Below are 13,110 nucleotides of genomic sequence, written 5' to 3' on the forward strand. Positions count from 1 at the left end.
GCGCCCCCCCCCCCAGGCGGCGCAACCGCGCCCCCCGGAACCCCCCCGCCCCCCCCCCCCCGGGGCCGCGCGGGGGGGGGGGCCCCCCCCCCCCCCCGGGGGGGGGGGCCCCGGCGGGGGGCCGCCCCCGGCCGTCGTTCACCCCCGGCCGTCGTCCGCCAGGTCCCTCCTCGGACATCCCTCGTTCGGCTGCAATCCCGTCACCTGGCCTACTGCCGTGCCCCATTCGCGCGACTCCAATCGCGCCGCCACCTCATCTTTCCTAGCGTTTCGATCACCGGGGTGCATTTCTGGCGCAAGCGGAAAAGGTCCGCAGCACGGCCCCTCGGGGACCTGGAGGCTCACCATGCGCGCGATACGCGTCGCTTCCGTCGCACTGCTGGGCGTCACCGCGCTCGGCTGCTCCGCGCCGGGATCCGCCGTCGGCGGGGGCGGGGGCACGAACGTCTCGGCCTTCGGCTATGACTTGCAGCCCACGAAACTCGGCCCCGGCGAGCGGGTCAACCTGCCCATACGGGGCTGCTCGGACAACGCCACGGTGTTCTCCGACGCCTTCGACACGGTCACCATCCCCAAGGGCCGGTCCACCGCCACGGCCACGGTCAGCCGCAACGCCCGGCCAGGCGCCGACTACGACGTCACCTTCCAGTGCGGCCACCAGTCCGGCCACAAGAAGCTCGCCATCGCGGCGGGCAGCAGGAGCGCGGGCGGGGGCGGCGGAGGCGACTACGGCGGTGGGGGCGGCGGAGGCGGGGGCGGGGGCGGCTTCTTCGGCGGCGGTGGAGGCGGCGGCGGCGGGGGCAACTCGTACGGCGGAGGCGGGGGCGGCGGTGGCGGCGGGGACTACGGCGGGGGTGGCGGCGGGGGCTCCTACGGCCAGCACGGGGTGAGGGCGGGCCTCGGCGGCAGCATCGGCGGCTTCGACCCGAAGGAGATCGGCATCGGCGCCGCGCTCATCGCCGGATCGCTGGGCACCGCCTGGTATCTGTCCCGCCGCCGCACCGCACAGGGCCAGTAGCGCCGAGGGACGAGGGAGCATGTCCGAGCCGCCGCGGAAGCGCGCCCCCTGGGGAGCGATCGCACTCGTCCTGCTGACAGGCCTCGCCTTCGTCCGGCACGGTTCCGGGGAGTTCGCCGTCGGGCCGCCCCAGCCCGCGTCGGCAGTGGCCCCGGACTCCTCCGGAGCCACCGGCGCGGCCTACACCGGGCCCGACGCGCTGCCCGAGTCCGGGGCCGTCCGGGTCGCCATCCCGGCGCTCGGCGTCGACGCCCCGGTCATCCCGGTCGCCCTGGACACCTCCGGCTGGGTGGACGCGCCCCCGCCCGACAACCCGAACCTGGCGGGCTGGTTCACCGGGGCTCCCACACCCGGCGAGAAGGGCACGGCCGTGGTCGTGGGCCATGTCGACAACGACCAGGGACCCGCCGTCTTCTACGGACTCGGCACACTGAAGAAGGGCGACCGGGTGGAGGTCCGGCGCCTGGACGGCAGGACCGCCGTGTTCGAGGTCTACGGCGTCGAGGTCTTCAGCAAGGCGAACTTCCCCGGGGACCGCGTCTACGGCAGCAAGGGCGTGCCCGAACTGCGCGTCATCACCTGCGGAGGAGCCTTCTCCGAACAGAACGGCTACGCGGGGAACGTGGTGGTGTTCGCCCGGCTGGCCGCGGTGAGCTGAGCACCGCGGCCGCGGGCCGGGGCGCCGGGCCGCCGGGGCGACCGCTTTCCGACGGCCTTGCGGCGACTTTCCGACGGCCTCCGACGGATTTCCGTCATGCCGTACAGCTGTCCGATGTCCAGCCGGTTCCGGACGTGGGGATTCCGATAGCCTCGGGTCGTGACAGAACAGCACGCGCAACAGTTCGAGCGGGGCACGGACGGACCCAAGGTCATCCTGGTCGGGGTGGACGGCTCCGACTCCTCGCTCCGGGCGGCGGCGTACGCCGGAGGGCTGGCACGGCGGCAGCACGCGCTGCTCGCGGTCGTCTACGTGCAGCCCGTGATGGCCGCGGGGGCGGCGCTCGGGGTGCCGGTGGCCGATACGACGGACGAGATCGCGGAGGACCTGGTCGGCCTCATCCGCGAGGCGACCGAGCGCGTCAAGGGGATATTCGAAGTGCGCTGGGAGTTCCACACCTTCCGGGGCGACCCCTACAACGGTCTGGTGAAGGCCGCCGAGGAACTCACGGCGGACGCGGTCGTGGTCGGCGCGTCCGAGCAGGCGGGCCACCGGATCGTCGGCTCGGTGGCGATCCGCCTGGTGAAGGCGGGCCGCTGGCCGGTCACCGTCGTACCGTAGGGAGACGCCTGCCGCCCGCGAAGAGGTGAGGCCCATGGCCAGGCTCAGCAGGGGCGAGGGCATTCTGCGCCGCAAGCCCATCGAGCACATCGAGGAGCCGGAGAGCGGCGAGGGCACCCGGCTGGAGCGTTCACTCGGCCTGTGGCAGCTCACCGCGATCGGGGTCGGCGGGATCATCGGCGCCGGCATCTTCACCCTCGCGGGCACCGTCGCGAACGGCACGGCCGGACCCGCGGTGCTGGTGTCCTTCCTGATCGCGGGCCTGGCGAGCGCGTGCGCCGCGCTGTCGTACGCCGAGTTCGCGGGGCTGATCCCCCGGGCGGGCTCGGCGTACACCTACGGCTATGCGGTGCTCGGCGAATACGCCGCCTGGTTCATCGGCTGGGACCTGCTGCTGGAGTACACGGCGATCGTGGCCGTGGTCGCCATCGGCATCTCCGGCTACTTCGGCTTCCTGGTCGGCGAGGCCGGAGTGCACCTGCCGGACTGGATGCTGGGCGCACCGGGGACCGGGGCGGGCCATCGCGTCGACCTCTTCGCGGTCGTGCTGTGCCTGCTGATCGCCTATCTGCTGAATCTCGGCATCCGCAACGCGGCCCGCTTCGAGACCTCCGTGGTGGCCCTGAAGGTCCTTGTCGTCCTGCTGGTCGTCGGCGTGGGCGTGTTCCACATTGACACCGCGCACTACCACCCGTTCTTCCCGTACGGCGTCGGCGGCGCGTTCACCGGCGCGGCCACCGTCTTCTTCGCGGTGTTCGGCTACGACGCGATGTCCACCGCGGCCGAGGAGTCCAAGGACGCGCAGCGCCACATGCCGAAGGCGATCCTGCTGTCCCTGGCCATCTCGATGGTGCTGTACGTGGCGGCCTGTCTGGTGCTGACGGGTATGCAGAGCTACCGGGACATCGACCCGGAGAGCGGTTTCGCCACCGCGTTCAAGGCGGTGGGCCTGAGCCGTCTGGCCGATGTCATCGCGGTGGGCGCGATCATCGGCATCCTCACGGTGATGTTCACGTTCATGCTCGGGGTCACCCGTGTGTGGTTCTCGATGTCCAGGGACGGGCTGCTGCCGCGGTGGTTCGCGAAGACGCATCCCACCCGCCATGTCCCGACCCGGGTCACCTGGATCGTCGGGGCCGCGTCGGCCGCCATCGCCGGTTTCCTGCCGATCGGGGAGGCCGCCGAACTCACCAACATCGGGATCCTGCTGGCGTTCGTGGTGGTGTGCACGGCGGTGATCGTGCTGCGGTACCGGCAGCCGGATCTGCCGCGCACCTTCCGCACCCCGTGGCTGCCCTTCGTACCGGCACTCGGGGTGGTCTTCTCGCTCTGGCTGATCACCTTCCTCCAGTGGCAGACCTGGGTGCGGTTCGCGGTGTGGTTCGCCGTCGGCCAGGTTGTCTACTTCGGCTATTCCTACCGCCGCTCGGCGCTGGCCGGGACGGGGCGGTCCTTCTGACCGCCGTCCGGGCGGGCGTTCGCCGCGGGGGCGGGTCGCCGCCGGACGGCCGCCCGGTGTGAAGACACTCACGCCCGTGGGCCGGTGAGTGCTGATGCGGGTGAGGGCCCGCGGGGCGGGCGGGGCGGCGGCCGTCCGGGGGCCGGGGACGGCACCCGGTACGGTGAAGTCCCGCCTGTACCGCACCCGGCGGGCCCCGCGCCACGTTTTTCCGGGACACTCGGCCGACCTGCGGTGAAACCGGGGCCCGGGTCAAACCTCCGTAAAGCGCCTTGCCGCGGACCATGGTTGGGCCATCAGCTTGCCTCATCCGTGTTCCGACCGGGACCCGGGAGCGGGCGACGCGCACGTACCGGAGGAAGGCAGGAAGGGATGCTGTACCGAGGCCAGGAGAGCACCGACGGCGACGGCGATCTCGCCGTCCCCATGGCGTGGCTGTACGCGGAGTACATCGCGGACGAGCTGCTGCGGACCGGCGACCTCATGCCGCCCACGTCCTTCGAGTTCCGTGCCGGGCGCGACGCCCTGGCGCTGACCATCTTCCTGTCGGACACCTGCGGCGAGCTGCCCGGCATCCGGGTCGTCACCCAGCTGGAGACCTGGCTGTCGCTGACGGCGTACGACCAGCCGTGGGAGGACTGGGTGCGCGAGCGGATGACACAGCTGGCCGCTGACGCGGCCCGGGCGGGCGGCCCGGCGCCGGACCTGGACCTGGCCTCGGCGGCGTGGCGCTGGCTGGAGGAGACCGAGCTGCTCGCGCCCGACCTGGACGCGGTGCCCGGGGGCAGACCGGCCGGGGAGGACGACGGCCCCCAGGTCTGGACGGCCGCCTGGCGGCTCGGCCTCCCGCTGGGGCATCTCGCCATCCACCTCTTCTGAATCCCTATCTCTTCTCCGTGTCGCTCCTCTGAGGGCCTCTCTCCTTCGAGGACGGTTTTTTCGAGGACGGACCAATCCGCCGGACCGGCGGCTCCGAATGTCTTGGCCGCGATTCGGTAACGGCCTTGAGTGATTCGGGCGCCTGGTCCGTACCGGTGGGCAACAGCAGCACCACCCCCACCCCGCCCACCGGCATGAGGATTTGGTATGAGGTCCCTGGAAAGCCATCGCGACGTCGGCGCCTATGCGCTCGGCGTGCTGGACGAGGCGGAAGCCTTCCGCTTCGAGGACCACCTCATGGAGTGTCCGAGTTGTACGGCGCAGGTGAGCGAGTTCCGGCCCGCCGCGCGGCAGTTGATGCTGTTCCGCAGGGCGACCCCGCGGACGGTGCACCCCTTCGCGGCCCCCGGACCGCGGCTGCTGGACCGGCTGCTGGAGGAGGTCACGACCCGGCACCGCGGACGGCGCAGGCGCCGCTTGTACGCGCTCGCGGCCGCCGTGGTGCTGGCGGTGGGCGGGCCGTCGGCGGCGATGGTGGCCGCCTCGCCGCACAGCTCCTCCGGCGCGGTGACGGCGATGAGCGCGACCGACCCGCACACGGGGGTGTGGGCGCAGGTCAGCACCACGGACCGGCTCTGGGGCAGCCAGATCGATGTGACGGTCAAGGACAGATCGGGGCCGCACTCCTGCCAACTCGTCGCGGTCGGCAAGGACGGGTCGGAGCAGACGGTGACGAGCTGGATGGTGCCCTCGGACGACGGCGGGGCGACCACCGTGCAGGGCGGCTCGGCCCTGACCTCCCAGCAGATCGACCACTACGACGTGCGGACCAAGGACGGGCAGCGGCTGGTCACGCTCAAGTCCCGCTGAGCGGCAGGGCGACCGGTGCGGCTACTTCAGCAGCCGTGACATCCTGCGGTCCGCGAGCGGTTTCCCGCCGGTCTGACAGGTCGGGCAGTACTGCAACGAGGAGTCGCTGAAGGACACCTCGCGGATGGTGTCGCCGCACACCGGGCAGGCCTCTCCGGTACGGCCGTGGACCCTGAGTCCGCTCTTCTTCTCCGCCTTCAGCCGCCCGGCGGCCAGCCCCCTGGAGCGCTCGACGGCCCCGGTGAGCGTGGTGCGCAGCGCCTCGTACAGGCGCCGGATCTCCTCGGGGGACAGCGAGGAGACCGGCTTGAAGGGGGACATCCGGGCCGCGTGCAGGATCTCGTCGCTGTAGGCGTTGCCGACGCCCGCGATCAGGCTCTGGTCGCGCAGGGCGCCCTTGAGCTGCCGTCGTTCGCCGCCGAGGAGCCCGGCGAGACGGGCCTCGTCGAAGTCGTCGGCCAGCGGGTCGGGGCCCAGCCGTGCCACGCCGGGAACCTCCTGGGGGTCCCGGACGACGTACACCGCGAGGCGCTTCTGGGTACCGGCCTCCGTCAGGTCGAAGCCCTCGCCCGTCTCCAGCGCGACCCGCAGTGCGAGCGGGCCCTTGCCCGGCCGGGGCTGCCCGTCGGGCAGCCGGTCCCGCCACTGGAGCCAGCCCGCCCGGGCCAGATGGGTGACGAGGTGGAGCCCGTCGGCCTGGAGGTCCAGGAATTTGCCGTACCGCCGTACGGCCGTGATCGCCCGGCCCTCCACGGCGGTGACCGGCGGGTCGTACGTCTTGAGGACGCTGATCGCGACGGGCAGCACCCGCACGACCTCGTGGCCGACGGCGCGGTCGGCCAGGAAGTCCCTGAGGGCCTCGACCTCGGGCAGCTCCGGCATGAGTCCAGGGTGCCACCGGCGGCCGGGGCCGCACCCGGTCAGCGGCGGTGCGCCACCCTGAACTCCGCCCAGACGACCTTGCCGCCGCCGCGCGGCTCCACACCCCAGACGTCGGCGAGCCGGTCGACGAGCAGCAGGCCCCGGCCGGAGGCGTCCCAGGGGTCGGCCTCGCGACGGCGGGGCAGGGCGGTGGAGGAGTCCTCGACCTCCACCCGGAGTCTGCGGTCGTGTCCGGTGAGGATGCGCAGGGTGACGACGGCGGAGCCCTCGGTGTGGACGATGACATTGGTGGCGAGCTCGTCGGCGACGAGTTCGATCTCGTCGGAGCGCTCTCCGGCGCCCCAGGAGCGGACGGCGCCCCGGATCATACGGCGGGCCTGGACCAGGGCCTCGGGGTCGCCGGGCGCGACATGCTGCTGGAGACGGCCCCCGGAGCGCTGGCTGAGACTTCCGCGCCGCAGCAGCAACAGGGCCATGTCGTCGTCCTCGCCCCGCTCGGCGGCCGCCTCGATGAGCAGGTCGGCGAGGTCCTCCACGTCGTCGGGCCCGCCGCAGACCAGCCGCCGCAGTGCCTCGACGCCCTCGGAGAGGTCGGTGCCCGGCCGTTCGACCAGGCCGTCGGTGCACATCAGCAGCGTCTGGCCCGGTTCCAGCTCGACACTGGTGACCGGGTAGGCGAGCCGCCCGAACTCCGCGGACAGGCCGAGCGGCAGTCCGCCCTCGACGGGCAGCGGGCGGCAGGAGCCCGGGGCGGTCCGCAGCAGCGGGTCGATATGGCCCGCCCGGACCAGTTGGACGACCCCGGTGGACAGATCGGCCTCGGCGTAGAGGCAGGTCGCGAAGCGGTGGGTGTCGAGTTCCTCCAGGAAGACCGAGGAGCGGGCCATCACCGCGGCCGGGTCGTGGCCCTCGGCGGCATAGGCGCGCAGCACGATCCGCAGCTGGCCCATGACGGCGGCAGCATGGGTGTCGTGGCCCTGGACGTCGCCGATGACCGCGCCGACCCGACCACCCGGCAGCGGGATCAGGTCGTACCAGTCCCCTCCGATGTCCCGGCCGAGGGAGGCCGCCCGGTACCGGACGGCGACGTCGGCACCGGGGACGCGGGGGATGGTGCGCGGCAGCATCGCCTGCTGGAGGCCCTGCGCGAGGTCCTTCTCCTGTTCGTAGAACATGGCGCGCTGGAGGCTCTGCGCGATGCTGGTGCCCAGCGCGAGGAGGACGTTGCGCTCCTCGGGGGTGAAGCCGTTGCGGTCGTCGTAGAGCAGGCCCATGGCGCCTATGGGGCGGGCCTGCACGATCAGCGGCAGATAGGCGGCCGAGGTGATGTGCAGGCCGGTGAGGTCGGGCCACAGGATCGGGTAGTGCTCGGCGAACTCCTCGGGGGACTCGATGAAGCGGGGGCTGAGGGTGCGGACCACCTCGCTCATCGGGTAGGGCTCGTCCGTGCGGGTGATCCTGGTGCCCGGTACGGAGGCGCCCGCGGGCCCCTCGGCGATCAGCCGGATGCGGCCCGCCTCGACCAGGCCCACGACCAGGCTGGCGGCGCCCAGATGGGTGAGACCGTGGCAGTCCTTGAGGACGTCGATGACGTCCTGGACGGTGCGGGCGTGGGCGAGCGCCGCCGTGGTGGTCTCCACGACATTGGTCTGCTGGCGCAGCGCCTCGTCCTGGACGGCCTGGTCGGTGCGGGCACGGCTGTCGCGCAGTTCCTGGGTGGCGTCCCGGAGGATGCCGACGATCCGCCGGGGGCGGCCCGTCGCGTCCCGCCGGATATAGCCCTGGGCGTGGGTCCAGCGCAGGGTGCCGTCGTGGAGGCGGAGGCGGAAGTAGGCGCCGTAGTTCTCGCTGCCGTCCTTGATGGCACGGGAGATCAGGGCGTCCAGGCGGCGGCCGTCGTGGCGCGGGACCCGCCCGGTCAGGGTGGTGATCCGGCCGTCGAACTCCTCGGGGCGCAGCTGGAGGATGTCGTGGGCCCGCTCGTCCAGGTGGATGAGTCCGGTGTCGAGGTCCCAGTCGTAGCTGCCCATGCGATTGAGTGCCAGGATCGGGTCCGGGTGGACCGGCCAGTTCTCCGGGAGTGCCAGGGCGCTCGCTCCCCGCTCAGCCATGGGGCCACCATGCCAGGGTTTCCCCGATTCTTCGAGTCCTGATCTTCTTCGGGTCCCGATCGTCTCCGGGGCGCCGACCGGCTTCCGTGCGGGGCGGCGCGCGGGGGTCACACTGGAGGGAGAGGAGCCCTCGCCGTGGACTGGTTCGTGGCACCGGAGTACTGGCTGAGCCGGCTGGTCTTCCAGCGGGCCCTGGCGGTGGTGTATCTGGTGGCCTTCGCGACCGCGGCCCTCCAGTTCCGTGCGCTGCTGGGGGAGCGCGGGATGCTGCCGGTGCCGCGGTTCCTCGCCCGGGTGCGGTTCCGGGAGGCTCCCGGCGTGTTCCATCTGCACTACTCGGACCGCTTCTTCGCCGTCTGGGCGTGGGCGGGGTGCGCGGTCTCGGCGGCGCTGGTGGCGGGCCTGGACTCGGCGGTGCCGCTGTGGGCCGGGATGCTGTGCTGGCTGGTGCCCTGGGCGATGTATCTGTCGATCGTCAATGTGGGCCAGACCTGGTACTCCTTCGGCTGGGAGTCGCTGCTCCTGGAGGTCGGCTTTCTGGCGGTGTTCCTGGGCAACGACGAGGTCGCCCCGCCCGTGGTGGTGCTGTTCCTGCTGCGGTGGATCCTGTTCCGGGTGGAGTTCGGCGCCGGGCTCATCAAGATCCGGGGGGACGCCTGCTGGCGGCGGCTGACCTGTCTGGACTACCACCATGAGACCCAGCCCATGCCGGGCCCGCTGAGCTGGTTCTTCCACCATCTGCCGAGGCCGGTGCACCGGGCGGAGGCGGCGGCCAACCATCTGACCCAGCTGGTCGTGCCGGTGCTGCTGTTCACCCCGCAGCCGGTCGCGACGGCCGCCGCCTCCCTGATGATCCTGACGCAGCTGTGGCTGGTGCTGTCCGGCAACTTCTCCTGGCTGAACTGGATCACCATCGTGCTCGCACTGTCGGCGGTCCGGCTGCCCGGCGCCGCGCCGAGGGTGCCGGGGCCGCCGCTGTGGTACGAGGTGCTGGTCCTGGCGGTCGGCGCGGGGCTGGTGTGCCTCTCGTACCATCCGGTGCGCAATATGATCTCCCGCGGTCAGGTCATGAACCGCTCCTTCGACCCGCTGCATCTGGTGAACACCTACGGCGCGTTCGGCAGTGTGAGCCGCGTCCGGTACGAGGTGGTGGTCGAGGGCACGGCGGACGACGTGCCGCGCGCGGACTCCGACTGGCGGGAGTACGAGTTCAAGGGCAAGCCGGGCGATCCGCGCCGTTGGCCGCGCCAGTTCGCCCCGTACCATCTGCGGCTCGACTGGCTGATGTGGTTCGCCGCGATCTCCCCCGCGTACGCGGGGCCCTGGTTCGGCGGCCTGGTGGAACGTCTGCTGGAGGACGACCGGGACACACTGCGGCTGCTGCGCCGCTCACCCTTCCCGCCGGGCGCGCCGCCGCGCTTCGTCCGGGCGGGCCTGTACCAGTACCGGTACACCACCTGGCGGGAGCTGCGGGAGACGGGGGCGTGCTGGCACCGGACGTATGTGCGCGAGTTCCTGCCGCCGACCCGGCTGGCCGCCCCGGTGACGCGGGAGCGGTAGCCGCGCCGGGCGGCCACCGCTCCCCTGGGTGCTCAAGCCCGCTTCAGCCGCAGTGTCACCAGTTCGAACGGGCGCAGCCGCAGGGCGATCCGGTTCCCCTCGCGCCGTGGCGCGGGCCCCTCGGACAGCGGGCGCTCCAGGAGATCCGTCGCGGTCACCGCGGCGACCTCGAAGTCCGCGGTCAGGGTGGCGGTGGTGCGGCCACCGAGCGACTCGTGGAAGCGTACGACGACATTGCCGCTGCCGTCGTCGGCCAGTTTGACCGCGGTCAGCACCACCGCGTCCTCCGCCACGCTCACCAGCGGCGCCACCGTGCGGCCGCCGGTCAGCCGCCGCTCGGGCAGATTGATCCGCCAGCCCTCGCGGACCGCGTCCCCGATGCCCGCGCCGGGGACCAGGGCGTGCCGGAAGCGGTGGACGCCCTGGTCGGTCTCGGGGTCCGGGAAGCGCGGGGCGCGCAGCAGGGACATCCGGACGGTGGTGGTCGTACCGGAGTCGGCTGCACGGACCGTCCGGGTCACATCGTGGCCGTAGGTCGAGTCGTTGACGACCGCCACCCCCCAGCCGGGCTCCTCCAGATGGACGAAGCGGTGGTTGCAGGCCTCGAACTTGGCGGCCTCCCAGGAGGTGTTGGTGTGCGTCGGCCGGTAGAAGTGCCCGAACTGGGTCTCGGACGCGTACCGTTCGGCGTGCACGTCCAGGGGGAAGGCCAGCTTGAGGAACGTCTCGGTCTCGTGCCAGTCCACCTCGGTGCCGATCTCCAGCCGCCGCTCCCCCGGTGCCAGCGAGAGCACCTGGGTGACCCGGGAGGCGCCGAAGGACCGTACGACCCGGACCGATCCGGGGTGTTCGCCGGGTCCGACCTCCTCGGCGTCCAGGAGGTCGGTGGCGGTGTTGCGGTAGAAGGCGTCCACGTCCCAGGCGTCCCACATGTTGGGGAAGTCGGGGTGGAGCTGGAGGAGGTTGGCGGCGCGCCCGGGGGCGACGCTCTCCCGGTCCGCCGCGAGGTCGTACACGGACACGACCAGTCCCCGGCCGTCGATCTCCACCCGCAGCAGCCCGTTGTCCAGGACGAAGCCGCCGTCCGGGCGGGGCTCGGAGGACACCTCGCCCGCGTCCGCGGCCGGGCCCGCGCCGCCCGCGGGGATCCCGGAGCGGGCGTGCGGGGCCGCGTTGAACGTCAGCGGCAGGCTGCCCTCGCCCGCCAGCGCCCGCTGCGCCGCCCGGACGATCCCGGTCAGCTCCTCGGCGACCCGGGCGTAGGTCGCGCGTGCCTCGCGGTGCACCCAGGCGATGGAGGAGCCGGGGAGGATGTCGTGGAACTGATGGAGCAGGACCGTCTTCCAGATGCGGTCCAACTCCTCGTAGGGGTAGGGGAATCCGGTGCGGACGGCGGCGGTGGCCGACCACAGCTCGGCCTCCCTCAGCAGCTGCTCGCTGCGCCGGTTGCCCTGCTTGGTGCCCGCCTGGCTGGTGAACGTGGCGCGGTGCAGCTCCAGATAGAGTTCGCCGACCCAGACCGGCGGGTGCGGGTACTCGGCCTCCGCCTTGGCGAAGAAGTCCCCGGGGGTCTCCCACACCACCGTCGCGGAGCCCTCCACATCGCACAGCCGGGCCGCCTTGCCCACCATCTCCCGGGTGGTGCCGCCGCCCCCGTCGCCCCAGCCGGTCGGCGCCAGGGAGTGCCGGGCGACGCCCTTGTCCCTGAAGTTGCGTGCGGCGTGGGCGATTTCGCTGCCCTTCATGGAGCAGTTGTAGGTGTCGACGGGCGGGAAGTGGGTGAAGATCCGGGTGCCGTCGATGCCCTCCCAGAGGAAGGTGTGGTGCGGGAAGGCGTTGGTCCGGCTCCAGGAGATCTTCTGGGTGAGCAGCCGCCGGGAGCCCGCCGCCTTGATGATCTGCGGCAGCCCGGCCGCGAAGCCGAAGGTGTCGGGCAGCCAGGCCTCGTCGTTCTCGATCCCGAACTCGTCGAGGAAGAACCGCTTGCCGTGCACGAACTGACGGGCCATCGCCTCGGAGCCCGGCATATTGGTGTCCGACTCCACCCACATGCCGCCCGCCGGGACGAAACGCCCCCCGGCGACCGCCTTCTTCACCCGCGCCCACACCTCGGGCCGGTGCTCCTTCACCCAGGCCCACTGCTGCGCCTGGGACATGGCGAAGACGAAGTCCGGCTCGTCGTCGATGAGCGCGGTCATGTTGGCGGTGGTACGGGCCACCTTGCGCACCGTCTCGCGCAGCGGCCAGAGCCAGGCCGAGTCGATGTGCGCGTGTCCGACGGCGCTGATGCGGTGGGCGGAGGCGGTGGCGGGCGCGGCCAGGACGTCGGCCAGCCGCGTCCGGGCCGCCGCGGCCGTGCCGCCCACGTCCTGGAGGTCGAGCGCGTCCAGGGCCCGGTCGACCGCCCGCAGGATCTCCCCGCGGCGACCCGAGTCCACCGGCAGTTCCGCCATCAGCTCGCCGAGCACCTCCAGGTCGAGGACGAGCTGCCAGACGGTCTCGTCGAAGACCGCGAGGTCCATGCGCCCGAGCCGGTACTGCGGCTCGCTGCCCGCGGTCTCCCGGTCGCCGAGGGGGGTGGGCAGGAAGGGGTGGTAGCCCAGGACGACCGGGTTGGACGCCGCCTCGATCCGCAGCTCGACCTGCTCGCCGCCCTCGGCGGGGGAGCCGATCCGCACCCACTGGTTGCGCGGGTTGAGGCCCTTCACAGGGGTGCCGTCGGGCCGGTACACCAGGCCCTCGCACTGGAATCCGGGCATGTTCTCGTCGAAGCCCAGGTCCAGCAGCGCTTCGACGGTCCTCCCGGCCCAGGCCCCGGGGACGGTGCCGGTGACCCGGAACCAGCTGGTGCCCCAGGGGGCGCCCCAGCGTGCGCCGGTCGCGATCGGTACGGCCGGGGCAGCCAGCCCCTCGGCGACCGCTACGGGCTCGCCGGGCGCATGCCACACCGCCACCTCCAGCGGTACGGACTCGGGGTACACGGCGGGGCGGACGCGCTCGTCGAGGACGCGCCTGAGCCGGCCTTCGACCAGGGTGCGGTCGTCATGCATGG

10 protein-coding genes are annotated in these 13,110 nt (G+C 72.5%); 7 read left to right on the forward strand and 3 right to left on the reverse strand.

The genetic code is table 11. The features are described 5' to 3' along the window. Window positions 1–346: 346 nt before the first annotated feature. From ACIHAA_RS24270 to ACIHAA_RS24295, 6 genes are all read left to right on the forward strand, one after another. Complete coding sequence (locus ACIHAA_RS24270; RefSeq protein ID WP_399820551.1) at window positions 347–1,018, forward strand: hypothetical protein; 672 nt, start codon at window positions 347–349, stop codon at window positions 1,016–1,018. A 19-nt stretch (window positions 1,019–1,037) separates the two neighbouring features. Next, window positions 1,038–1,676 (forward strand): class F sortase, encoded by a 639-nt coding sequence (locus ACIHAA_RS24275; protein WP_399820553.1) that lies wholly within the window; start codon window positions 1,038–1,040, stop codon window positions 1,674–1,676. A 159-nt stretch (window positions 1,677–1,835) separates the two neighbouring features. Further along, window positions 1,836–2,297, forward strand: a complete 462-nt coding sequence (locus ACIHAA_RS24280) for a universal stress protein (RefSeq protein WP_399820555.1) — start codon at window positions 1,836–1,838, stop codon at window positions 2,295–2,297. A gap of 34 nt (window positions 2,298–2,331) precedes the next feature. Beyond that, window positions 2,332–3,756: an amino acid permease gene (locus ACIHAA_RS24285; RefSeq protein ID WP_399820557.1), complete on the forward strand. Its 1,425-nt coding sequence runs from the start codon at window positions 2,332–2,334 to the stop codon at window positions 3,754–3,756. Window positions 3,757–4,128: 372 nt separating this feature from the next. Continuing rightward, window positions 4,129–4,635 carry a hypothetical protein gene (locus ACIHAA_RS24290; RefSeq protein WP_399820559.1) on the forward strand — a complete coding sequence of 169 codons (507 nt, stop codon included), beginning with the start codon at window positions 4,129–4,131 and terminating at the stop codon, window positions 4,633–4,635. Window positions 4,636–4,842: 207 nt separating this feature from the next. Further along, entirely contained in the window at window positions 4,843–5,505 is a 663-nt protein-coding gene (locus ACIHAA_RS24295; RefSeq protein WP_399820561.1) for a zf-HC2 domain-containing protein, read from the forward strand. 21 nt (window positions 5,506–5,526) lie between these two features. Here the strand turns inward: ACIHAA_RS24295 and ACIHAA_RS24300 are convergent, their stop codons facing one another. Continuing rightward, entirely contained in the window at window positions 5,527–6,387 is an 861-nt protein-coding gene (locus ACIHAA_RS24300) for an Fpg/Nei family DNA glycosylase (RefSeq protein WP_399820563.1), read from the reverse strand. Between the two features lie 38 nt (window positions 6,388–6,425). Further along, window positions 6,426–8,498, reverse strand: coding sequence for a SpoIIE family protein phosphatase (locus tag ACIHAA_RS24305; RefSeq protein WP_399820565.1), 2,073 nt, complete (start codon window positions 8,496–8,498; stop codon window positions 6,426–6,428). 135 nt (window positions 8,499–8,633) lie between these two features. Here ACIHAA_RS24305 and ACIHAA_RS24310 point away from each other — a divergent pair, with 135 nt between their 5' ends. Continuing rightward, complete coding sequence (locus ACIHAA_RS24310; protein WP_399820567.1) at window positions 8,634–10,058, forward strand: lipase maturation factor family protein; 1,425 nt, start codon at window positions 8,634–8,636, stop codon at window positions 10,056–10,058. 32 nt (window positions 10,059–10,090) lie between these two features. Here the strand turns inward: ACIHAA_RS24310 and ACIHAA_RS24315 are convergent, their stop codons facing one another. Next, complete coding sequence (locus ACIHAA_RS24315; protein ID WP_399820569.1) at window positions 10,091–13,108, reverse strand: alpha-mannosidase; 3,018 nt, start codon at window positions 13,106–13,108, stop codon at window positions 10,091–10,093. Window positions 13,109–13,110 lie beyond the last annotated feature (2 nt).

Origin of the sequence: Streptomyces sp. NPDC052040 (genome assembly GCF_044548405.1) — a bacterium.
Lineage (GTDB): Bacteria > Actinomycetota > Actinomycetes > Streptomycetales > Streptomycetaceae > Streptomyces.